The organism is Gloeocapsopsis sp. IPPAS B-1203, assembly GCF_002749975.1.
GTDB lineage: Bacteria > Cyanobacteriota > Cyanobacteriia > Cyanobacteriales > Chroococcidiopsidaceae > Gloeocapsopsis.
Genome location: NZ_PEIG01000002.1, coordinates 395,569 through 418,926, shown reverse-complemented (window position 1 = coordinate 418,926; position 23,358 = coordinate 395,569). Strand labels below are relative to the sequence as shown.

Sequence of the window (23,358 nt, the reverse complement as noted above, 5' to 3'; positions counted from 1 at the left end):
TGGCGCGATCGCCCAAATTTAATTTTCTTCAATTGCTCCAAGCGATCGCAGTACGGCTTTTTGCGCTTGAGTTAATCCTGTTACTCCGGTAATATTCATACCTTCATAAAGTCTTTTTGCCCGCAGGATTTTCAAGCATTTTCCTGTTTTCACATCCCATAATCTTACCGTTTGATCTTGCGCTCCACTGCCGCTGGCGACGATCTGGTTATCATTATTAAAGGCGATCGCACAAACTTGATGTGTATGTCCGACACAAGTTTGCAATTCCCCAGTCTCAACATTCCAAAGCTTTACCGATTGATCAGCACTACCACTTGCTAGCATTTTCCCATCACGGCTAAAAGCAAGAGTAAACACAAAACCTTTATGTCCTTGTAGTTTGCGACACTTTCCTGTTGTAAGATTCCATAATCGGATTGTGGCATCAGCACTACCACTAGCGATGGTTTGTTCGTCTGGACTCAAGGCAATACAGTAAACAGCTTTATTACCATCTTTAATAATTTGGTAACACTGTCCCGTTTCCACCTCCCACAACCGGATTGTAGAGTCGGTACTAGCACTAAATAATGTTTTGCGATCGCGGCTGAAGGTCACTGACCATAAATGATCGGTGTGACCGTGTAAGGTATTAATACACTTACCTGTGTTCGCATCCCATAATTTTATGGTGCGATCGGCGCTACCACTCGCCAAAATTTGACCATCTTGGCTAAATGCAACAATCCGTACCCAATCAGTGTGTCCATGTAAAATTTTGGATTGACCTGTAGAAATATTCCATAGCCGGATTGTCGAATCTGTACTACCACTTGCGATCGCACTACCGTCATGATTGAATGCAAGTGACCATACTTGCCCGATATGTCCTGCTAGAGTTTTCATTTCTTCACCACGACTGACATTCCAAAGTCGGATCGTTTTATCTGCACTACCACTTGCTAAAAATTCTTCTTGATCCGCCTGACACTGCGGTGCAAATACAACAGGAAATGCCCAATCAGTATGTCCTTGTAAAGTTCTCAAGCATTGTCCAGTTGTCCAATTCCAAAGTCTGGCAGTTTGATCTAAGCTGACGGACACTAACATTGTCCCTTGCGGACTAAACGCAACTGCACAAATTTGATGCGTATGTTCTGGCAAAGTTTTGATACAACTACCTGTGTTGACATCCCATAACTTCACCGTTTTATCACCACTGCCACTTGCTAGTATTTGACTATCAGGACTAAACGCAACTGCATAAACACCATGAGTATGACCGGTGAAAGTTTGGCAGCATCTACCTGTTTTGATATCCCATAGTTTCACTAAAGAATCTGTACTACAACTTGCAAGTATTCCATGATTATTAAACGCAATAGACCTTATCCAATCAGTATGTTCAGTTAATGTTTTGATACATTTACCTGTTGCAATATCCCAAATTTTAATCGTGTTGTCGGCACTACCACTTGCTAATATTTTACCATCATGGCTAAAAGCAACAGAACGTACACAATCGGTATGTCCGGTCAATGTTTTGATGCATTCACCTGTGGTGACATCCCACAGTTTGATTGTGCGATCGCCACTGCCACTTGCTAGTATCTGACCATTAATATTAAAGCTTATCGAGTAAATTTCGTGCGTGTGTTCGGTGCAAGTTTTTTGGCATTGACCTGTAGTAACATCCCAAAACCTTACTGTTTGATCAGTACTACCACTCGCTATTTTACCATCACGACTAAAAGCAACTGTTCGTACCCAATTAGTATGTCCTTCACACAATGCCAGGAGTTTACCTGTTTGTGCTTGCCATACGCGCACTTTCTCATCAACATCACACGTTGCTAAGAGTTCACCATCATAGCTAAATGCAGCATCTAAAATGTTTCCTAAAGTCTCTGTAAAAACTGATTTTGATAAGTCAGAAAAAGCAAAATTTATATTGTGTAAGTTGATTCCTTGTAAATAAGCTTGCCACACTGTTAAGTGTGAGAAATCGTAGCCGCTGAAATCTACTTTGAGATGGCACAGCAAATTCAAAATATTACCGCCAATATATCCTGTTTCTAAAGAAGATTGACCGTGAATTTGAGAAAGTTGAATGAGTCGATTTTCAATACTTTTAAAAGAATGCAAAGTAACCAATAATCCATCAACTACGGGTTGAAGAATTAAGTTAATTTGAGTATCGCGTACATAATCTTTTGCTTGTGCCTTTACTAAGGCGTGACTTTTGAATAAGGTAAGTTCTCCTGATGTAATTTCAACACAAATTTGCTCAATCAATCGAGTCGTGACGTATTCCATCACAACTGGTTGTTGAGTAAAAGTAGCGCCTGATTTTTCGATGAGTGAGCGACGTTGCAACGATGCGATCGCCTGAAGAATTTCGCTCGGTGGTAAACCAGAAATAAAATCATCCTGTAGTTCTGCAAATGTGACTGGTTCTCGGTTAATTGCCAACCAGTACATAATCTCTTGTTCTACTTTTGTAAGGCGTTGAAATTGGCGTTCTAATAAATCGCGAATGTCGTCAAAAATAAATGAACCATTTTTCATGAAATCAAGAAACTGGAGGATGTTGCTATCAAAAAAATCGCGAATCGCCGCAGCAACAATCTTTAAAGCTAGTGGATTACCACCATAATGAGAAATTAAAGCTTGCCATTGTGCTTCGGAACCGATGAAAGATCCCTTGGTTTGAAAAATTGCTTGTCCGACAGCTGATGGTAAACCTGTCAAATATAAACAACGAACAGGAGATTCACCTTCTAAAGCTACAAAACCTTGAGGTTTTTCCCGCGAAGTGAGGATCAAACAGCTATTGTGGGAAGTTTCGCCAATACGTTGCAGTAATTGACCGTATCCTGCATATCCTTCTCGATAGGCTCCTGTGCGTGCAGCGAAGCTATCCCCAAGCGACTCGCCACTGCGTAAAATTGACTCAGCATTATCTAAAATCAACAGACAGCGCGCAGCACGTAGGTACTTAATCAGCTGCGAGATTTTAGCGTCTAAATAATTAGGTAGCTTTGTTTCGTGCTGTTCTGAGAGAAACTGAATCAGTTCTGCCAAAATATCTTCTACTAGTGGTGCGTTACGCAGACTCCGCCAAATAATAAATTCAAATTCATTCTCAAGCTGAACCGCTAATTTTGCACTCAACGCAGTTTTACCAATACCGCCCATCCCTAATAACGCCACCAAGCGACACTTATCTTGAATTACCCACTGTCGCAGGATATTGATTTCATCGCTACGACCGTGAAAATTCTCTACCTCCGGCGCTTCACCCCAGTCTTGCTGTCCAGTACGCTCAACAACTTCGCTCCAGTCGAGTTCGAGAATCTGACAGTAAGCTTTAAATGCCTCAGCATTAATTGGTAACTTTCCCGCTAGAAACCGTTTCCAAGTTCCCTCCGAAACTCCTTCAGCTAAAAACCCTTGTTCTGACCACGTTACTTCTAGTACTTGACTTGCACTTTCCAACCAGTGGAAGTCATCAACAGCCCATCCTTTTTCTTTTCTGGCTTGTTTAATTCGGACTAGTCCTCGTTGTGAAGCTTTGAGCGTAGACATTGTGCATTAAATGCTGTTTTTGTCAAGGTCAATTCTCAGCGTTAATTACTGATCCAGAACCGATCTTGGGCAAATTATCAATCTAAGAAATATTAGAGTCAAGCCTGTCATCAATCTTTAGTGATAAATGACCTTAAAGCAATTAGCTCTTTATTAACTTTTAAGCTGCTGAAGTTGTAGCAATGAGGAGATATGTCTACTTTTAACCTGAAAAAACTTTTTTCTTACACCACAGTTTTGTCAACACTTTTGCCAGGAAGCGCGATCGCTAACCAGCCACCAAGGGGTGCGGTTTACACAATGACGAATGCCACAAACGCTAACAAAGTCTTAGTTTACAACCGTGATGCGCAAGGTCGCTTAGGTGCGCCACAGAGGTATGATACAGGCGGTAAAGGCACTGGAACATCGCTAGGCAACCAAAATGCTTTAGTGTTGGATCAAGCAAATCGGTGTTTATATGCAGTCAATGCTGGTAGTAACCAAATTTCATCTTTTCTTGTTAAAGCTGATGGTTTATTACTCGCAGATAAAATTAATTCGGGTGGTGCGCGACCTGTCAGCGTAACCGTCAACCGCAACCTGTTATATGTACTCAATGCGGGTGGTACTGTTGGTAATTCAGATAATATTAGTGGCTTTATTGTCGATAAGAACTGCAAAATGTTGCCTTTGGCAGATTCTACTCGACCATTGAGCGCAGCGAATACCGCACCAGCACAAGTGCAATTTACCCCCGATGGTCAGCGACTCATTGTTACAGAGAAGAGTACAAATAAAATCAGTACCTACAGTGTCTTACCTAGTGGGCGCGTCAGTGGACCAAGAGTATTTGTTTCGGCAGGTACAACACCTTTTGGTTTTGCTTTTGGTAAGCGCGATCAACTTTTAGTTTCAGAAGCCGCAGCAGGTGCTGCTAATGGCGGTACAGTGTCATCTTATCTTGTCAAGCCTAATGGCGATCTTCAACTCATAACTTCTTCACTCGCCACAACCGAAACGGCAACGTGTTGGGTTGTAGTTAGTAATGATGGACGCTTTGCCTATGTCACAAACACTGGTAGCGAGTCGATTTCCGGCTTACGTGTCAGTTTTGGTGGCAACCTCAGTTTATTAACTGCTGGCGGTCGTACTGGTTTAACGGGTAGTGGGACTCCGATTGATTTATCACTCAGTAATGATGGATTAAATCTCTACTCGCTAGACAATACACGGGGCACAGTTGCAGTGTTTCGAGTAAACCTCGTTACAGGTCAACTTGTCAAACTTCAGACTATCGCTGGGTTGCCTGCTGGTGCTAATGGCATAGCTGCGCGTTAGTGCGATCGCGCGATCGCTGCATCACTTACCCCTCACCCTACAGGAGAAACCTTGATGTATCATGACACGTTTGGCACTCTTAATTTACTCAGCTTGTGGTCTGCTAGTAGCGATTCTCGACAGTTTCTAGAAAAATGCTTTGCTCAGTCAGGTGAAGAAACACCGAGCCATCAGTTTCTTTTATCGATCGTTTTAGCGATTTTTGCGATCGCCAGTATTACTGCATATAAACAAGCCCCACACATATCTCGTTCCTTACAACAAGCAGGTACATACGCTGCTCAGGAACTGCTGTGGATCAATTCTCGATAACAAGCCTACCACAACTACAAACTACCAATGAGTTACCAACTAACTGTTCTAAGTATCCTTCAATCAAAGGTGAAAACTATGACTTTATCCTACCGTGGTTTGAAGTACGAATCCCCTGCTGTCCGTGTAAATAACAATATTGGTATAACTGCCAAATATCGAGGTATTACATATCGAAAGCAGCCGCGTACTTTCCTAGAAAGACAAGTATGCGCACTAAGGTATCGTGGTTTAACTTACAATAGCGTGCGTTTTCAGTGAAAACAAATCAGTAGTAGGAGGATGCTTGCTAACAGTCACTACAACAGCATTCCTCCTTTCTCTGTAGCACTAATTGAGTTTTTCGTAAGCATCGCTAATAACTTTTTCAGTTTCTTCCCAGCTAATACACTTATCTGTTACTGAAATACCATATTTCAAATCTGCTAAATTGCTTGGGATCGATTGACCACCTTCATATAAATTGGATTCCAGCATCATGCCAACGATCGCAGTATTACCCTCAACAATTTGCTCAATGACGCTGTTGAAGACTGTACCTTGTAACTTATAATCTTTATTAGAGTTTCCATGACTACAATCAATCACTATTTTCGCTGGTAAATTTGCTGCCTTTAATTTTTCTTCAGCAACTCTAATACTTTCAGCATCATAATTAGGTTTACCACCGCCACCTCGTAAAATAACGTGCCCGTGCGTGTTTCCTTTTGTTTTAAATACACTAACTTGCCCGTTATGATTAATCCCGAGAAAATGGTGCGGGACTTCAGCAGACTTTAAGGCATTTAGGGCAACTTCAATACCGCCATCAGTGCCATTTTTGAAGCCAACAGGCATTGATAAGCCACTTGCCATTTCGCGATGAGTTTGTGATTCTGTTGTGCGAGCGCCGATCGCAGACCAAGCAATTAATTCACTAATATACTGCGGTACAATCGGGTCTAAAGCTTCGGTTGCTGCGGGTAATCCTAGTTCAGCTAAATGAATCAGTAATTTTCGTGCTGTTAACAATCCTTTTTCAATGTGAAACGAGTCATTCATGTCTGGATCGTTAATTAAACCTTTCCAGCCGACGTTTGTTCGCGGCTTTTCAAAGTAAACTCGCATGATGAGTAGGAGTTTGTCTTTGACTTGCTCAGCGAGGTTTTTAAGTTTGTCAGCATACTCTTTAGCTGCTTTGACATCATGGATAGAGCAAGGCCCAACCACGATGAATTTACGGTTGTCGTAACTTTCTAGAATCGCTTCTATTTCTTTCCTGGCTCGCAAAACTGTCTTCTCTGCCGAATGTGTTAGCGGGAGTTTTGCTTTTACTTCCTTCGGAGTCATTAAGATATGTGAATCTTGAATATGCGTATTGAATAGTTTGTTGTGCATAAGATAAAATCTCTTATTTGTTCAAAAATTGACTCAATATTAAGTTCTGAATTTATGTAAAAACATTACTTATCTTAATATAAAAACCTATATTTTAGTCGGGGTTTGTAGGCAGTATTTGTAGGAATCAACAGGCGATCGCATTTGTCAAATTGAGTATTCTATATAGTTATTTTGGACAATATCACGCTTTATTAAGTTTTAATTAAAAATTACTGTCAATATAAATAGTAAATAATACTCACTCAACGCCGGATACTAAATTTAGAAATTCCCTCTGGTGCTTTGTACTCAACAGTTACATCTTTGACGACAGCAGCACAACTTCCTTGATGACACCAGTGCACCATTTTATCTACTACGTCTTTACTACCTTCAAAAACAGCTTCAACGCAACCATCCACTAGATTGCGTACCCAACCATTCAGCCCTAACTCTTGAGCCATCTCATAGGTTGCCATGCGAAAACCGACTCCTTGCACTCTACCAGAGACTAAAACATGAGCTTGAATACGCGCTTGAGATATTGATGAATCGAGCATCAGCGGAAATTTTTACAAGTGTATTACGACATAATAAAATCGCCTTTGTCTATCTTAAACAACTTGAAACAAAGGCGAGGTTTTTCTTGATGCTACAACTTAATTTAATTCAATCGTCATCATCGTCATCGTCATCATCGTCGTCGCGATATTTGTAACGTCGGTCATCATCGTCATCATCGTCGTCGCGATATTTGTAACGTCGGTCATCATCATCGTCATCGTCGTCGCGATACCTGTGACGCCGATCGTCATCATCTCGATATTTGCGATCGTCATCCTTGGATCTTCCTTGCGGAAATCCTGGTATATTTCTCAGAAAATCATCTATTCCCATAATCCTTCTCCCAAAAACGGAGTTGAGGCGCTGGCTTTTGTCATCAGTTTGTCATAATTTTTTTACCCACCATCTCTTCCAACAGAGGTAGATATTAATTAGAAGCGTTAATTCAAACTATTATAATTTATTCCTCAAAATCTCAGCATAACTAGCTGGCAAAGCCTAAAATAATTCATATCCTCTAGCTTTTAAAAAGTTTTACTCAAATAATTAGAGCTTATGAATATGCCTCAGATGTTACCACTGTGTCCAGAAACAATTTGGGCAATTATTAACGATACTATTGACGATGTCACAGTTAATCAATTGGTATGGCACTATTTAGGCTATCGTTACGATGAGACGATAGATATGTGGGATAACACACAAGTTGTAGATGAATGGCGTGATGAGTATCCACAACCACCAAACTTTATTGAAAGTCGTCCAGCCACAGTCAAGCTAACTCGTTCGATTCCTCCAGAAAACAAGCAACTTTTAAAAGAGAAACTCGGTTTTTCTGGCTATAAAATTGGTGAGTTTGGACCTCGCCAAACTCGTCGCGCAACAGTTGCAAATTGGTTATTAAGCTATATGCAGCAGAATAACAAAAATGCTTAGTTTCTCTTGTTGTTCATTTTGTTACAGGTATTATTTCCAAGGCATTAATCAATGGTAACTGAGCGCGTGGTATAAATTTGATATTTAATTGACCATCTTTTACAGTGATATTGACTGATTTGACTAGTGCAATATTTCTACCTTTTGCTTCTGAGTATATATCAATGTTATTCAGGTTTTCCTCTTCTATGGCTACATCAAATACGCGTTGTCCTTTCGCTGAAATACCATTGTAAGTTTCTGCAAAGTGTAGTTTGACAAGATAGTTACCATTAGGAATTGTGAACGCATAACCTGTTAATCCATAACGTTCAGTTTGGTAAAGTCTAGCATTGGATGTATTAGCAATTGGAATATTACCACGGTTCACAGTTGAACCATTTAAAAAACCTTGATCTTGGTTCCATTTACTACCATTAGATGCAATAAACTCTGTATTGCTTCCTGCTGCGATGCGGATTGGGAAGTTTACCGTTGATGGTTTTGTTGATGGTGGGCTACTATTGCGTTCGGACAACCAATCTCGCGTGAAACTTCCATGATATCGAGGACCTTGTCGAGGAGTCCAATCACCATAAAATAACTGTGGATACCAAGGGTTATTACTTGCTACCCAACTTGTCCAACTTAAGCCATAGTCATCAATAAATTTCTTTAATTCATTTCCATAAGTATTTTGATTTCCATAAACTTCAGTGCCTGACATATCTTCATCCCAGCCCCACTCAGTTACGACAACTGGGTAACGTTGAGCCAAGTAGCCTATTTCGTATTCATACTTTTGTCGCTGTGAACCATTCTGCCGTGAATAGAAGCTTGGATAAATATGTGCAACATAAGCTAAATTTGGCGAATTAGGAAACATAGGATCGTAAAATGGAGCATCAGCTGCCTCTCGCATATGCTGACAGTACTGAGGACCACAGATTAGAATAATGTTTGGTGCACCAGCAGATCGAATTGTATTTATCCAAGGTTGTGCTAGATTTTTCCAAGTACTCCAAGTCATCCCGCTGCTAGCATTGCTAGAGTTTTCATTGTATATTTCGTAGAGAACATTGCCGTAAGAACTAAATTTAGGTGCAATGTACTTCCAAAAGGCAAGTGTTTGACTTTGCTTGTTGCGTGGATCTTGCACATAATGCCAATCTATAATGACATATAATCCTTTTGAGCTAGCGTAGTCTATCAAAGGTTTTAAGTATTGATTGAAGTGACGATCTGCCTTAGTTTGAGAAAAGGCTTCGTTTTCTAACCAAGTATGAGGATGAACAGGAACGCGAACAATTTTGGCGTACCAGTTTTTACTCGGATCTGTGAGTAAATCAATTATAAATTTATAGCCAAAATTCTTACTAATATGTTCTGCATCTGTAAGACTAACTCCGCGCAATACCACAGTACTACCTTGAGAATCTTGGAATTTGTTGCCTACTACTCTAATATTTGGTGGTGGAGCAGCAATAGTCTTGTGAGCAATTGCAGTTAGACTTATTCCCCAAATTGCTAGCGTTCCTAATAAAATATTTAGGGAATAGCGATTTCTTATCACAGAAGTCAAATGTCTTTTACCTTTCATGCTAAATTTTAAGTAAAGCTCAACAACCCACTTGCAAAAGTGAGGCACATATCCATACTTAAGTCGCTAAATTGTTAAACTTAGCCATTATTTACTAAAAAGCCTTATACAAAAATGAGGGATTCAAGATTAATAATGAACTCATTTTTGTTCATCAAGACTTTATTTAATTTGGTCTGCTGCGTTAATCAAAACTTTACAGCTTTATGTTCTAAATTAAAATAAATATAATATTTAGAGAGTTCCAGCGTATTTTTACTGATTTTCGTATTTCTGTAATTATACTGAGTCAAGCAGTTTTACTCAGAAAGATATCCATAACGCTTCTGTTGAAGGTCAAGAGAAGCAAAATTACATTCAATTATTTATGTTAGAGATCTAATAATTTTAACTACTTAACTAATAACTCAGCTCTCAACAAACAAATGCCTAATCTCACTAAAGATATGCCTACAATTATTTGTCTAGCATAGACTATAAGCTATTAATACACTCGGCACTATTATTAGTTGGTTTGTTTACCAAGGTACTCACTGGGTAGGAGTTCATTGCTTGTGATGAGTATGGATGAAACAAATGCTGCAATTCTGTTTGTTGTGCGGTGGTATCTAACCAAAGAGCATAATCTTGAGAGTTTAAAATAACTGGCATACGATTGTGAATAGGACGCATTAACTCGTTAGCCTCTGTCGTTAGAATTGTGCAAGTTTCGATATTTTCTCCTTCTGAAGATTGCCAATGTTCCCATAACCCTGCAAAACCAAATGGTTGCTTATTCTGGAGATGAAAGTAGTATGGTTGTTTTTTATGTTCTTGACGTTGCCATTCATAAAATCCATCTGCTACCACTAAACAACGGCGTCGGCGAAACGCTGCACGAAAAGATGGTTTCTCGCTAACAGTTTCTGAACGTGCATTAATCAAGCGCGAACCAATACTAGCGTCTTCCGCCCATGAGGGAATTAAACCCCAACGCATTAGTTTCAACTGGCGTTGCTTTTCAGCAGAATACAACACTACAGGTACTGATTGAGTTGGTGCAATATTATATCTGAGTTCCATCTCTGGTACTGCATCTAGCCCAAACGCGGCGGCGATCGCTTCAGCAGACTGAGTGAGAGTATATCTTCCGCACATGATTTTACCTAGGTAGTGTACTTATTATAAAATTTCTGCGATCGCTCCTCTAAGCTAAATCTGCTATGCTACGGTTCTACAATTTTTTACCTTCTGAAATAGTTGCAAGGTACGCCTTATTGTAAGTCAATAGTCAAGGAACAAAACTTCTTCCTAAAGCACAAGTGCTGAGATGACTTTTTTTTGAACCATGCACTCACGAAGCGTATAGTACTACTTCTCAATTCTTGATTTCTATCTTAGGTAAAGCTGAAGAATATCAAGCAACTCTTGCTCAAACATCCCCACCTGATTATACTGCACTAACTATCATAGAAAAGCATCTGGCACAACATGACTTTTTTTGACAAAGACTATACCATTGCAGATATCGAACTATTCACTTACCATCATATTAGACACAAAGGTGGATTTAATTTATCCTCATTTCTAGTAATTTTAGCATGGATAAAACGAGTTACAATCAACCTCAATATATTTCCATTGCACAACACATTGCACAATAATTTTTAGAGCATATTTACCCAAGCTGCATAGGAATTAATAGACAAAAGCAATACACCATTAGGCAATTCACCAATTCTTTCTTCATTCAGAATTTTAGTAAAATCCCGTATAACTGCCGAACTTCGTTTACCAAAAGCAGTTACCCATTCATGAATCAACTGTAGTTGCTTTAAGTTTAATTGTTGAACCTCATCGAAACAAGTAAACTTAGCTGAACGCTCTATTTGAATCTTTTTTAGCCAATCATTATCAGGACAAGTGCTCTGCCAACTATTAATTGTTAATGTATTTCCTAGATAATTTTTACTAAATAGACTAATTTGACTTAAGGCATCAAATATCTCTTGATTTGTAATTATGATTCGCTTAAAACCTAATAAGAGAAAGATTTTTCGCTTTATATCAATATCTTCTTGAGATATATCAGCTTTTTGCAGTATCGCTTGATGTCGTCTCACCAGATTTTCTAATTGCTCTACCACTTTATTAATAAAATTTTCTTCTTGATACAATTCTACTAGTAGATTTTGTAATGCTTCTTCTAAGTAAACACTCTCAAGTAATTGCTCTAAAATCTCTTTTGAGGTAAAAAATATCCCCGATTGACTAAGTAGTGCTTTTAACTCACTTTCACATTGTAGTAGAAGTTTACGAATATAGTAACAAGTATTAAAAGATATTTTTATTGTAGCAAAATCCATGTTTTTATTATATTGTAAATAATTAACTATAAGCGCTAAATAAACTACATATATTTATAAATTCATATTTAGCAAAATTCATGAGATATTTATTTATTGCTAAACTTTAAAAAATTGGTGCTTTTATCTTTCAAGGATAAAGTTTAGAATACTTAAAACAAATATTTACTGTTTTATATTTGCTGATTATCTGTGTTATCTGAACTTTGTTCAACCATTAAAGCTATTTGTATTGATTTCAACATCTCAGTAGCAGAGGTGAAGCGGCGCGCAGGTAGCTTTTGTAATGCTGTTGATATAGTAGAGCGCAGAAGAAAAGGAATAGTATTAGGAATTTCTACAGGTTGAGTTAGGTGTGCAGGCATTAATTCTCCAAGTAAGCCAGAAAAGGGGCGACAACCTAATAGCATTTCGTAAAGTACAACTCCAACTGCGTACAAATCAGAAGTAGGTAAGAATTGACCATAAAATTGTTCAGGAGCCATATATGCAGGCGATCCTAAATTAATTTCTATGCTACTTTGGCTCATCGCTATTCCAAAATCAGCAAGACAAGCTGTCCACCCTACTTCATTTTGAAGTAGTAGTATGTTTTCTGGCTTAATATCACAATGAACAATACCGTGAGTATGAGCGTATTCTAAACCAGAAAGAATATCTGCAATTATCTTCAAGCTTTGAACTACAGTAATTGCATTGTTTGACTGCATAAGATGGCGTAAATTACCACCATCCCAATAGTCTAATACTAAATAGCGTCCTTTTTCAGTATGCTCTATAGCTTGACAAGCAACAATGTTAGGATGTTGTAACTGTGTTAAAAAATTTAACTCCCGTAAAAATTTGTAAGTGGGAAAACGCTTTTTTTCTAATTCTTTGAGAGCAACAAAGCTACCAGTTGGTATATAAATTGCTTTAAAAACTCGTCCAAATTGCCCTTGCCCTAGCAAATCTATAATTTGATATTGGGAACTCATAAAAGCAGGTTAATTTACCGTTGCAGAAAACATATTTTCTACTATTGGACTACTATTGTTGTCATTGTTTAGTGTTTTTAATTGATGTATTTCTTGACAAAGAGATTTGGCTGTTTGGTAGTTTTCAATATCACCTTTGGCAAAAAATAGTTTTGCAGCTGCGCGAAAATCTTGAAGTGCTTGCTTTTTATGTCCTAAGTCTACATAAGCAAGTCCTCTATTGTAGTAAGCTTCTGTATAGTTAGTATTTAGGCGAATAGCTTGATTATAGTCGGCGATCGCTGCTGCTTTCTCTCCTAACCGTTCGTAAGTCTGTGCGCGATTATAGTAGGCTATAGCCGAACTAGGATCGAGTTGAATCGTTTGATTACAACGGTCGATTTCTTGTAAAGAATTTACAATCTTGGCAAGTTTTGCCTGTTCATTTAACAACTTTTGAATATCTTCAGGCGCTTTCTGGCGTGTTTGTTCTGAAGGTTGACTAGAATTACTACTGTTCTTTTGTAACTCTGCAATTTGATAAGTTAGTTGTTCAATCTTATTTTCAATGTTGATATTTTTTGCTTGAGTTGATCAACTGTTGTATTATTTTCAGTATGACTGCGACTGAAGTTAGCATTTGCTTGCTGTAGTTGTGCAACTTGGCTAGAGATAGAAGTAAATCTTTCTTGGGGAATTGCACTATGTTCTAATACTTCAGCAATTGCAGCTTGTTGATGCTGAATTGAAGTTATTAAAAGTCTACGATTTACCAAATTGAGTAAGACAGCTGCTGATAAGGGAAGCGAAGCAAAGATCGCTTGTTGCGAAATAGCTGATGCGATCGCCCCACCAACTGAACCAATTACCGCAAAACCTTCAACAGTTTCCAACCAATGATAGTTTTTATTCAACAATACTTGTTTTTGCATAATACCTTTTTAACTAAACTGCTAAAAGTGTTAGTATCGCGATGACTAAATTTCTTATCCTAGTACGATTTGATTGAGTGTTAAAATTGGGTTAAATAGTGCAGCTTCTTCTGAAGTTAAGAATTCTTTAACTACCTCTGGCATAACTTCAAAAGTTATCTTACAAGTGCGCTCAAATTTATAAGACTTTGCGATCGTAGCGTGCCAAATTAGCATACCTTCTCTGAGTCTTTCTTGATCGTCAACTAACAAAGTAGCTGTGGCAAATGTTAGGAGTTGAATAATATCTTTTCTCCATGTTGGAGTAAAATCTCCAGAAGCATTTTGAAATAAACTTGGATCAATATCGCGCATTTTTGCTTCTGTGCGAGCAAGAATTTCTGCTTCTGCCTTAGTAATTTTTTCGTATGCACTCAACCGCCAATCAAAAGTCTGAAAATAGTTGTTAATAAATTGCAATTCTTCGGCAGTCGCATATCGCCCATCTGCCTCTACACTTAAACGAGATAGTTGTGTCAACATTGATTTTATTTTCCTCAATAATTCTTTATATTTTGTTCAATTTCACCTGATGAGAAATACAAATGTGCACCTGAAGCGAGTTAGGCTTCACGAGTTTGCGTTAAATATTCCTCTGCTGTGGTGTAACTATCTTGCAACTGAGTAATCATTGAACGAGTAATCAATTTACCAGTTTCAACTAAAACCTTGCCATTGAGAGGATGTAAAATGTCCTTCTCGGCACGACGACCAATTAATGCTTCAATATCCTCAATTGCATTAACATATGTTCCAGAGGGCATTTCTACAACAACGCCCTCACCCACAACTAAAGCTTGGCAAGCAAGACGAGAATTTGGTTGCACCTGGGTAATAACTTCCAACGTGCGCTTTTCACGGCGGCTGAGTGGTGAAAGGCTTTCCATACCTTTTTTAATGAAAACATGGCAAGTAGCACACATTCCCCGCCCACCACATTCTGGTAAGACATCAAGTTCATTTGCCAACAACGCAGATAAAATGTTGGCATTTGTTTGCACTGATGTTTCTTGATTAATGGATTCTAGCTTGATCGTCTTTGCCATGTCAGATTCTTACTCTTCATTCAAGTAACTAAAACGCGAACTTGTTAGCTATTACATAGCTGCTGCATAATGGTTGCATGGTCTTGTTCTAGCCAGGTAGTTACAGGTTTAAGACGATGGGCTAAACCTAAGACAAAATAGTTGCAATCAGAGCCTAAAGATTCACAAGTGGTTTGCACGCAGTCGAGATCGCGCCCTGTTAGCTGACTAAAAAAAGCTCTTAGGATACCTGTTTCCAAAAAACAGGCTGGTTGATGACTTTTAGGTGCAACAGCAGCAAAAGGAGAATTGGTAGTTTTTACGACAAGAAATCCTTGTTGGTAATAACTAATATCTAAATCAAATGTTCCCCAACCGTGAGTTTTCCAGCATTGCTTTAAACACTGAAGAAACTCTACCATTTCCATTTCAGCTAATGTTTTACCGTAGTAGTCACTGATTTCTTGAACAAATCGGGCGTAAAAGTTCTTACCCCACCAACGACCACAGTTAGCAAGTACAATACCACTAGCTTGACCAATTTCTTTTTCTAAACTTATGTAAATTCCTTTTAGGAAAGTTTCTGGTAAAGCAAGTAGGCGATCGCCTCGACGATTTTCAATTAAACCTGATTCAAAATCACCTTTGATGTATGCATCCGAAGCAAAATAGTTGCCAGGTAAATATTTATCTTTAACTAAATCTGCAACACTAATCATTGTTCATCTCTTACTGTAGTTGTTAGTAATTTATCCTGCTAAGTGAGCTAAGTTATCTTGCGAAAATGTATGATTTGCTTGCTCTAAAAAAGGTGCTATTAATGCCATTTGTTCACTTGTGAACAGTTGTTGCAGTTGAATTTGCAATAATTCGTAAATCTTTCGATCAATGGTTCTTCGCTGCTGAACTTGTACTAAATCTGTCAGCCATTCTAAAAGTCTATGTCGTAGAAACGTTGTATCGTTCAACAGCATTGCCATAGCACAATAGCGGACAATTAATAACCAATCTTTAAGCACGCGTTCTAGGTTTGCTCGCGTCTCTTGAGGAAAATCAGTAGATATTTTATCGGCAATTTCTTGAAAAATAATTATTTCGCGATCGCGAAATAATTCATAAACTGCTAATCGTAATTTTAGTGACAATGTATATTTTTTGAATTTTGCTGTTTCTTGAGAAGGTAGATATTGTGCTTCAGCCTGATAAATTAAGTTTTGAATTTCTAAATACATAACTATTATGCTTTTCTAAAATAATTCAGTTAATTTCAATGCGGGTGCTACTTCAAATACAGACATCGGCTTTGAATCTAACCATTCTTTTGGTAATGCACCGATTTCTGTTTTTCCTTCCCATGATATAAATTTCACAAAATTGCTGATCTGGGTAAACCACAAACTTGGTTCATCTAACCAGTTTTGTTCTATGCGTTGACCTTCCCAATTACACGAGCTAAAGAAACTATCTACTGATAAATATTGCCAATGTTTCTTTACCTGCGTCAGTGATTGCGCAACTGTTTGCCCATCCCAATTTCCTGAAACTAGAAACTTCTCTACCGATAAATGCTGCCAAGAAGATTGTAGAAAGTGGCTATAGTCTTGCTCTGTATCGCTTGCTAAATGTTGAGCTTCCCAGTAGTTAGATTTAAAAAAGTCTAGTACTGATAAATATAATTGGGAATTTTGTTTTCTCATCTCAGAAGCTCTCCATGCTGCAATCGCTTCTCAATGTCTCTTGCTGTCGCCCCCTCATTTTGCCAAAAAGTTGCAGCATCAATTCGATCTTTCGTACCTAACAGGAATTTGCAATAAGTTTCTCCCATTGAATAGCACTGAATTTCAATACAACTAAGAGATTTGTTTACAACATGACTGAAGAAACCAGCAAATAAACCAGCATAAATATGGCATACAGGTTTTCCAACATCGCCTAATGTGCGTGCAACTGCAGAATCAAAAATATTCACAAACATAAACCCATTTTTATGCTCGCTCATGTCTACTTCCCAGTTACCCCAACCCTGGGTAGTAAAAGGCCACCACCAAGCCTCTAGCATAAACATAGAGTTAGCTTCGAGAATCTTTTTCTGATATTCTTTTTCAAACCAATTTTGGAAAAACTGTGCGTCTTGATTACCCCATTCATAGCCAATGTTGTACATCACAACAGTAGACGCACTGCCAATTTCTTCTTCTAAGCCTTCAATTAAACCGATAATGAAATCTTCACTAGCAAAAAGATTGCGCCCATCATTCCAGTCAGTTACAACTCCCGCATCGGTTTGAAAATGGAAAAAGTCTTCAAACCTGTAATGAGCATGCCTTTCAGCATATTTCTGCTTAAGAGGATGAATTATCTTCTTGACTAGTTTGCTATTACTAATAAGTCCACTATCTGCTGTAACAATCATTGAGTAACTACTCCACTATGAATATTAGACGTTTTGCTTTCTCTTAATAAAAAAATAATGAAGACGTTGAAATGCTAGTTTCTCAACAACTTTTAATTAAAATTTAAATATGATTAAGCTTTCAGGCATCGCTAAAATTACGAATTTTTAATTGCTTTTTTTTCTAAATTAGACAATCATCAGTGATTTTACGTATTTTACTTTTTATCAAATGAATGTCAAATTAAAATGTTTACTGTATAACTAAAATATTTTATTTTGAAAGAATAATGAGTATTTAATGTGCAACAATTTCTACTATTTTTTTGCCGTGATGCAATGCTAGATTTAATTTTGATATTAGTCTTGGGTGTTTTAAAATTCTCTGAAAATATTTTAATTAATTCTGCATTTGCTTTTCCTTCAACTGGAGTGATTTTAGATGAACTAAGAGATCACCATTTGCTTGTTCATTTTGTTCATTAATACTTTGAAATTTAGAATTAGGCTTAACTTTAATCTTTTTTCTCATGATTTTTATATACCTAAATTTGGTTTTACAGTCATAAATATATAAAAAATAAGGGTAAGCAATAACTTACCCTTTGTAAGAAGCTAATTGTCTCATTGACTACGGCTGAAGACGGCTTCCTGGTCCTACTACACCGATTTTATGACGGTAGGATAATTCAGCACCAAACCATCCAGAAACACTTGTGAGAGTACCAACGATGGTAGAAATAACTAATCCCCAAGGCAGTACTGCTGCTTCATAGTTTCCCAAACGAATGTATAAATTGATTGCCGTCAAAACGAGTAAAGACACGTTGATAACCATATGTGCCCAACCAGCGCTACGTTTGCGGACGCGCTCAATCTGTAAAAAATCACTCATACCAATAATTGCAGCAATTAGCCCAGTTACTAAACCTGCCACAATCAGCCAAAATGAACCTCTAGCCCAAAATGGATCGCGCGTGAACCAGTAAACAGCATCAGTGACTAAAGCTAATGCTAAAGATGCTATTGGAAAAATAACGCTGAGCGGATGTAGTGGATGTCCGGCGATCGCAACTGTACTAGGTACGCCAGGATCGCGATATTCGCGATCGTCACTTTCTATAACTGGTGGAATATTGGGATATGGTGTTCCCCTTGTTTGCTGTGTCTCCATGTGTTCTCCTGCTTAAGGAACAAACTATAGCAGACGTCAGAGGTCAGAGATCAGGGTTAAAAGTAAGTTGGAGCAGCGGAAAGTTGTGTGCGGAGGTGTCCCCCGTTGTAGGAACTGGCTTTCCGACGAGCGCAAACTTTACAAGACAATGATTCTGAGCCTCTATAACTTCTTAATTATATTGACTATTGCTATAAGTGTTACTTATTTATACTGACAATTTTAACCAGAAGGAATTTGTTCTACGCGTGCTTGAGCCTGCAAAGTTATTTTGCCTGCTTCTACTTGTAAATTGTTAATCTTCAACGTCATTCCTTCCAAGTCAAAGTTGCTTAAATTTAAGATTTCACTCGTTTCTGCTATCAAAGCTTGAGTTAGTTCTGGTGACAGTTCCTCTGTATCTCCATATTCGACATTATCTAAGGAGACTGTTTGTCCGCTGGTGCTGACACATGGTACAGCTGAAAAAGCAACTTGATGCGTTTCTCCTGTTTCTTGCAGCATGATGCTGGCATTTAGTACTACTTTACCTCCTCCTGGTAGGCGAAAATCTACCTGTTGAGCATCAACAGTTACAGGTTGTCCATCCACATGGATTTGCTGCTGTTGTAATTGTTGGCGCACATAACTTGAATTGAATGCGCGGTTGATATCTGCTTCTGTCAAAACAGCACGAACACTAGCTTCTGTCGGCTTAGTGAGTTCAATTTTACCAAGAGCAACACTCAGTGGATTGATAGCAACGCTACTCATTTGCATATCAAGTTCTTCTACTCGGAGATCGCCTTGCATTACCAAGCCATCGCCATCAATGGTGACGGAGTCAACTTCTCCTTGAATAAGCTTTAGTGGATCGGTTTTAATATCTACGTCTAAGTTTTCCACTTCGTCAAGCTGGCTCGCTAACCCAATCTCGGCTACTTTGTTAAGTGCTTCTTCTCCCATTCCAGGTTGGTCAAACATTAACCGCTATTTTCCTTTGAACGTAAGTCTATTTCTTTTGCCAATCTAGCGATTTGCCTCTACCCTTGTATCTGTCAACTGGTGGAGTACAGTTTAATTCTCTTTGTATTGGTTGATGCAACTTTGTGTACACAGTTATCTTAAGATTTTAAGTTTTGCTCGTGTTTAATCACTCATAAGAGGGATGAATTACCAAATTGTATTATGCAAAGCTCGTTATTGAAAATTATTCTCGTTTATAGCAGAGTCATAGGAGAAGTAATAGTATGGCAACTACGCTTGATGAAACACAGCGCCAAGCGATCGCTAGCAGATTAGCTACTTTGAAAGCAATCCAAAATCTAGTCATTAGCAACGAGCAAACATTAAGTGCTATTGGTGATACAGATATTCGCGATCGCCTACAGGATATGCTGAGGGACGATCAAAAGAATCTTCAGGTTATCGAAGATAGTATATCTAAACTCGGTGTTTCGGCTGAGGCACCAGAAAAAGTTCACAAGCTGGTTGAGACTGTGCAAAACCTTATGACAGGTGACGAATTATCGCCATATGAGAAAGTATTCGAGCATGAAAAGTTAAAACACCAGCAAGCGATGACTGGTCTTTTAGTTCATAAAGCAGCTCAAGTTGTGGGAGAAGATTTAGAAGAAGCGATCGGACCTCTCAATCAAGTCAATTTTGAAAATAGAGCGCATCAAGAACAACTCAAAGGTGTTTTAGAAATTTTGAGTACCCGCGAACTTGTAGGAAAAGATCCTGACCAAGGTGTTTGGGGAAGAGTTCAAGATGCTGTTTCCGCTTTAAGAGGGGTATTTGGTAGCGCAGCTAGCTGAGAGAGCTGTATAGTAGGTTAAAGTGCAACTCTAGAATTCCAAGAAAGCATTTTTGTATACATGAATGGTGTTTTGAATTAAAAAAAGACATCTATCGCTAGGGTGAATACTTGAAATCAAAGCTTTTGACATTGATCTAAAGATAGGTTTTTAGCTAAAAATAGCTTAAATACCTAAATTCAAAATATAGCCTTTATCTTTAATTGTTCCGTATTTTTTAACCGGAAAGTTTTAAAGATACAGGCTTTTTATTTGTAAATAACTTCAACAGTTATTCTCTATCAAACTACGAGAGTTAATCAGTCATAAGAAAGAGGAACTACCCAGAGTAGCCTAGATATATTCTAAGTTAAGAACGCTGGCTAAAAGAGAGGAAAGATACAAATGCCTGTAACATTAGATGATACAAAGCGCTCTGCACTTGGTAGTAAAATGGCAGATTTAAAAGCCATTCAAGAACTATTGATTTTTAGCGAGCAGCAGTTGTTGTCTGAAGTCAATGACGAGGAGGGTAAAAAAGACCTCCAGAGTATGCTTGAGTCTGACCAAAAGAACCTTGGCGTCATTGAAACAGCATACATTCAATATGGTGTCAAAGGAGAACCAAAGCAAACAACACAGCAGTTTGTAGAGACTGTCAAGAAGCTAATGCAAGGTTCTGAACTGAGCACTTATGAAAAAGCAGCACAGTTTGAACTTCTCAAGCACAAGCAGTTTATGACTGGGGTTCTAATTCACAAGGTAGCTCAAGTGATTGGTGCTGATGTCCAAGCGGCAATTAGTCCAATCAACACAGTTAACTTTGAAAATCGCGGTCATCAAGAGCAATTTAAAGTTCTGCTTGAACGCCTTGGTGTGAGAGAATTGACAGGACAAGAGCCTGACCAAGGATTACTATCTCGAATCCAGGATGCAGCTGCAGCTGCTACTGGTGTTATTGGTAGTGTAATTACTCAAGGTTCTGACAAAAAAGACATGAACATTCAGGATATTATCCGGATGGATCATGCGAAGGTGAATACTTTATATACAGAAATTGGGGCTACTAACGATCCTCAAAAAATTCAAGAGTACTTCGGTCAAATGTACAAGGATCTTCTGGTTCATGCACAAGCAGAAGAAGAAGTTGTTTATCCAGCCGTTCGTCCATACTATGGTGAAAATGACACCCAAGAATTGTATGACGAGCAAGCTGAGATGAAGAAAATGCTAGATCAAATCAAAGCTTTAGATCCTGCATCTTCTCAATTTAAGGATCAAGTTAAGCAACTCATGGATGTGGTAGGCGATCATATTCGCCAAGAAGAAAGTACAATGTTTACAGCGATCCGCAACAACTTTAGTGATGAACAAAGTGAGCAACTCGCTACAAAATTTAAAGAAGCTAAGAGTAAGTTGCAAGATCAAATGGCTGCTAGTTAGTTTACTAAATAGTTTACAGTTTAGTTAGGGTAAATCCCCACCACTAATTGTGGTGGGTTTCTTTATTGAGTGAGGTCTATTTTTTTATGGATATTATTGATTTAATTAAGCAAAAATATCAAAAGTTAGTAGATTTACTATCAGAACTTTGTAGTGCAGATCCTCAGAAGAGGTATATTCTTTTCAATCAAATTACTCAAGAAATTACTTTACTTGCACAATTAGAGCAACAAATTCTTTATCCATTTTTGCGTCAAAGATACCCAAGCAATGGCGAGCAAATCAAGATAAATGAAGAAGAATATTCTCAAATTCAGCAGTTCCTAGAGGAGCTTGAGTTATTAAGCCCTGCTTCAAAAGAATTTACGCAAAAGGCCTCTGACATACACAATTTAGTCAAGTCTTACAGACAAGAAAAAGCAGATATTTTATTAGAAGCTAGCAAGTGTTTAACCAATATAGAACGACAACAACTTTCTCATGAACTTGTTGAAAGGCAAGATTTTTTGAGATAACTATTAGTTTAAAGAGGAATAAAAAAGCCCGCTATTGCGGACTACCATCATATCACTGTCAAATCTGATTAACCGTTAACGATTGTACCACCATTTGGGTGTAGCACTTGTCCAGAAATATATGATGAGTCATTAGCAGCCAGAAATACGTAGCAGGAAGCGACTTCTTCTGGTTGACCAGCACGTTGCATAGGAACTTGTTTGCCAAAGTTTGCAACTTTATCTTCTGGAAAAGTAGCAGGAATAAGAGGAGTCCAAATTGGACCTGGCGCTACAGCATTGACGCGAATTCCTTTTTTGACCAAGCTTTCTGAAAGCGATCGCGTAAAAGCAACAATGGCACCTTTTGTTGATGAGTAATCAAGTAACTGTTTGTTACCCTGATATGCAGTGACAGAGGTTGTATTAATGATGGTACTACCTTCTTTCAGGTGCTTTAATGCTGCTTTAGTCAAGTAAAACATTGAGAAAATATTAGTGCGAAATGTCCGTTCCAACTGTTGTGCAGTAATATCCTCAATACTTTCTTGCGGATGCTGTTCAGCAGCGTTGTTGACTAAAATGTCAAGTCTGCCAAATTCTTGTACAGCTTGTTCTATAGCTTGCTGACAGAACTTCTCATCACCAATATCACCCGCGATCGCGATCGCACGACGCCCCTTCTCTTCAACAAGGCGTTTTGTTTCTTTCGCATCATCATGTTCGTTCAGGTACATAATCGCGATATCAGCACCTTCTTTAGCAAAAGCGATCGCAACTGCACGTCCGATACCACTGTCTCCACCTGTAATGACAGCGACTTTGCCTAACAACTTACCACTACCTTGATGTTGTGGGTCGTCAGCCTTTGGTTTTGGTGTCATTTCCGACTCTAGACCTGGTTGTTGGTCTTGCTCTTGTGGCGGTTGCAATGACTGTTCTGGCATAAATTATGATCCTAAAAAATGAACCGAGTAAAATCAGTTGATTCAAACCTAGAACTTGGATGACTGTTTGCGGTCTAAGTTTCACTTTCCTTGGCAAAAGATTTTTGTATTGCTCTTACTTCAGTACTCAGACAGCTACGTCAATGTTTATCAGACAAATGCCCGTATACATATTTCTGAGAGAAAGCAAACT

Annotated in this window: 26 protein-coding genes and 1 pseudogene; 7 read left to right on the top strand and 20 right to left on the bottom strand. The window is 38.4% G+C overall.

Going from position 1 to position 23,358, the window contains the following annotated elements; all coding sequences use genetic code 11:
- Positions 1-18 precede the first annotated feature (18 nt).
- The gene (locus CSQ79_RS05380; protein WP_099700153.1) at positions 19-3,570 is read right to left on the bottom strand and encodes a WD40 domain-containing protein; all 3,552 of its coding nucleotides are present in this window, start codon (positions 3,568-3,570) and stop codon (positions 19-21) included.
- A 192-nt stretch (positions 3,571-3,762) separates the two neighbouring features.
- Here CSQ79_RS05380 and CSQ79_RS05375 point away from each other — a divergent pair, with 192 nt between their 5' ends.
- The 3 genes from CSQ79_RS05375 (at position 3,763) to CSQ79_RS05365 (ending at position 5,463) form a co-directional block, all read left to right on the top strand.
- Complete coding sequence (locus CSQ79_RS05375) at positions 3,763-4,890, top strand: lactonase family protein (protein WP_099700152.1); 1,128 nt, start codon at positions 3,763-3,765, stop codon at positions 4,888-4,890.
- 54 nt (positions 4,891-4,944) lie between these two features.
- Positions 4,945-5,202 carry a hypothetical protein gene (locus tag CSQ79_RS05370; RefSeq protein WP_099700151.1) on the top strand — a complete coding sequence of 86 codons (258 nt, stop codon included), beginning with the start codon at positions 4,945-4,947 and terminating at the stop codon, positions 5,200-5,202.
- A 78-nt stretch (positions 5,203-5,280) separates the two neighbouring features.
- A complete protein-coding gene (locus tag CSQ79_RS05365; RefSeq protein ID WP_289500591.1) occupies positions 5,281-5,463 on the top strand; it encodes a DUF4278 domain-containing protein in 183 nt (60 codons plus the stop codon).
- A gap of 69 nt (positions 5,464-5,532) precedes the next feature.
- Here the strand turns inward: CSQ79_RS05365 and CSQ79_RS05360 are convergent, their stop codons facing one another.
- From CSQ79_RS05360 to CSQ79_RS05350, 3 genes are all read right to left on the bottom strand, one after another.
- On the bottom strand, positions 5,533-6,579 hold the full coding sequence (locus CSQ79_RS05360; RefSeq protein ID WP_099700149.1) for a 3-deoxy-7-phosphoheptulonate synthase: 1,047 nt from the start codon (positions 6,577-6,579) through the stop codon (positions 5,533-5,535).
- A gap of 245 nt (positions 6,580-6,824) precedes the next feature.
- Positions 6,825-7,121, bottom strand: coding sequence for an acylphosphatase (locus CSQ79_RS05355; protein ID WP_289500590.1), 297 nt, complete (start codon positions 7,119-7,121; stop codon positions 6,825-6,827).
- 109 nt (positions 7,122-7,230) lie between these two features.
- On the bottom strand, positions 7,231-7,458 hold the full coding sequence (locus CSQ79_RS05350) for a hypothetical protein (RefSeq protein WP_099700148.1): 228 nt from the start codon (positions 7,456-7,458) through the stop codon (positions 7,231-7,233).
- A gap of 228 nt (positions 7,459-7,686) precedes the next feature.
- On the opposite strand from CSQ79_RS05350, the gene CSQ79_RS05345 reads away from it, so the two are divergent.
- Entirely contained in the window at positions 7,687-8,061 is a 375-nt protein-coding gene (locus CSQ79_RS05345; protein ID WP_099700147.1) for a DUF1823 family protein, read from the top strand.
- 13 nt (positions 8,062-8,074) lie between these two features.
- Here CSQ79_RS05345 and CSQ79_RS05340 read toward each other — a convergent pair whose 3' ends face one another.
- The 15 genes and pseudogenes from CSQ79_RS05340 to CSQ79_RS05270 form a co-directional block, all read right to left on the bottom strand.
- Positions 8,075-9,613 carry a cellulase family glycosylhydrolase gene (locus CSQ79_RS05340; RefSeq protein ID WP_289500667.1) on the bottom strand — a complete coding sequence of 513 codons (1,539 nt, stop codon included), beginning with the start codon at positions 9,611-9,613 and terminating at the stop codon, positions 8,075-8,077.
- Between the two features lie 501 nt (positions 9,614-10,114).
- A complete protein-coding gene (locus tag CSQ79_RS05335; RefSeq protein WP_099700145.1) occupies positions 10,115-10,777 on the bottom strand; it encodes an SOS response-associated peptidase in 663 nt (220 codons plus the stop codon).
- A gap of 509 nt (positions 10,778-11,286) precedes the next feature.
- The gene (locus CSQ79_RS05330) at positions 11,287-11,985 is read right to left on the bottom strand and encodes a hypothetical protein (RefSeq protein ID WP_099700144.1); all 699 of its coding nucleotides are present in this window, start codon (positions 11,983-11,985) and stop codon (positions 11,287-11,289) included.
- A 173-nt stretch (positions 11,986-12,158) separates the two neighbouring features.
- Positions 12,159-12,962 (bottom strand): serine/threonine-protein kinase, encoded by an 804-nt coding sequence (locus tag CSQ79_RS05325; RefSeq protein ID WP_099700143.1) that lies wholly within the window; start codon positions 12,960-12,962, stop codon positions 12,159-12,161.
- 9 nt (positions 12,963-12,971) lie between these two features.
- Positions 12,972-13,394, bottom strand: coding sequence for a tetratricopeptide repeat protein (locus tag CSQ79_RS05320; protein ID WP_289500587.1), 423 nt, complete (start codon positions 13,392-13,394; stop codon positions 12,972-12,974).
- A gap of 92 nt (positions 13,395-13,486) precedes the next feature.
- The gene (locus CSQ79_RS05315; protein WP_099700141.1) at positions 13,487-13,873 is read right to left on the bottom strand and encodes a hypothetical protein; all 387 of its coding nucleotides are present in this window, start codon (positions 13,871-13,873) and stop codon (positions 13,487-13,489) included.
- A gap of 54 nt (positions 13,874-13,927) precedes the next feature.
- Positions 13,928-14,395 carry a bilin-binding protein gene (locus CSQ79_RS05310; protein ID WP_099700140.1) on the bottom strand — a complete coding sequence of 156 codons (468 nt, stop codon included), beginning with the start codon at positions 14,393-14,395 and terminating at the stop codon, positions 13,928-13,930.
- A gap of 80 nt (positions 14,396-14,475) precedes the next feature.
- Positions 14,476-14,958, bottom strand: coding sequence for a 2Fe-2S iron-sulfur cluster-binding protein (locus CSQ79_RS05305; protein ID WP_099700139.1), 483 nt, complete (start codon positions 14,956-14,958; stop codon positions 14,476-14,478).
- Positions 14,959-15,002: 44 nt separating this feature from the next.
- Positions 15,003-15,656 (bottom strand): V4R domain-containing protein, encoded by a 654-nt coding sequence (locus CSQ79_RS05300; protein WP_099700138.1) that lies wholly within the window; start codon positions 15,654-15,656, stop codon positions 15,003-15,005.
- 30 nt (positions 15,657-15,686) lie between these two features.
- Positions 15,687-16,169, bottom strand: a complete 483-nt coding sequence (locus tag CSQ79_RS05295) for a bilin-binding protein (protein ID WP_099700137.1) — start codon at positions 16,167-16,169, stop codon at positions 15,687-15,689.
- 15 nt (positions 16,170-16,184) lie between these two features.
- Positions 16,185-16,634 (bottom strand): hypothetical protein, encoded by a 450-nt coding sequence (locus CSQ79_RS05290; RefSeq protein ID WP_099700136.1) that lies wholly within the window; start codon positions 16,632-16,634, stop codon positions 16,185-16,187.
- Positions 16,631-17,350, bottom strand: a complete 720-nt coding sequence (locus tag CSQ79_RS05285) for a V4R domain-containing protein (protein WP_099700135.1) — start codon at positions 17,348-17,350, stop codon at positions 16,631-16,633. Before CSQ79_RS05285 ends, CSQ79_RS05290 begins: the two co-directional genes overlap by 4 nt.
- Before the next feature lie 302 nt (positions 17,351-17,652).
- Positions 17,653-17,861, bottom strand: a pseudogene (locus CSQ79_RS28805) (DUF167 domain-containing protein); the annotation flags it as partial.
- 99 nt (positions 17,862-17,960) lie between these two features.
- Positions 17,961-18,503 carry a DUF2231 domain-containing protein gene (locus CSQ79_RS05275; RefSeq protein ID WP_099700134.1) on the bottom strand — a complete coding sequence of 181 codons (543 nt, stop codon included), beginning with the start codon at positions 18,501-18,503 and terminating at the stop codon, positions 17,961-17,963.
- Between the two features lie 222 nt (positions 18,504-18,725).
- The gene (locus tag CSQ79_RS05270) at positions 18,726-19,466 is read right to left on the bottom strand and encodes an LmeA family phospholipid-binding protein (RefSeq protein WP_099700133.1); all 741 of its coding nucleotides are present in this window, start codon (positions 19,464-19,466) and stop codon (positions 18,726-18,728) included.
- Positions 19,467-19,732: 266 nt separating this feature from the next.
- On the opposite strand from CSQ79_RS05270, the gene CSQ79_RS05265 reads away from it, so the two are divergent.
- The 3 genes from CSQ79_RS05265 (at position 19,733) to CSQ79_RS05255 (ending at position 22,239) form a co-directional block, all read left to right on the top strand.
- Complete coding sequence (locus tag CSQ79_RS05265) at positions 19,733-20,302, top strand: hemerythrin HHE cation-binding protein (protein ID WP_099700132.1); 570 nt, start codon at positions 19,733-19,735, stop codon at positions 20,300-20,302.
- Between the two features lie 384 nt (positions 20,303-20,686).
- On the top strand, positions 20,687-21,724 hold the full coding sequence (locus tag CSQ79_RS05260) for a hemerythrin domain-containing protein (RefSeq protein ID WP_099700131.1): 1,038 nt from the start codon (positions 20,687-20,689) through the stop codon (positions 21,722-21,724).
- Between the two features lie 86 nt (positions 21,725-21,810).
- Entirely contained in the window at positions 21,811-22,239 is a 429-nt protein-coding gene (locus tag CSQ79_RS05255) for a hemerythrin domain-containing protein (protein WP_099700130.1), read from the top strand.
- Between the two features lie 68 nt (positions 22,240-22,307).
- Here the strand turns inward: CSQ79_RS05255 and CSQ79_RS05250 are convergent, their stop codons facing one another.
- The gene (locus tag CSQ79_RS05250; protein ID WP_099700129.1) at positions 22,308-23,165 is read right to left on the bottom strand and encodes an SDR family oxidoreductase; all 858 of its coding nucleotides are present in this window, start codon (positions 23,163-23,165) and stop codon (positions 22,308-22,310) included.
- Positions 23,166-23,358: the final 193 nt, after the last annotated feature.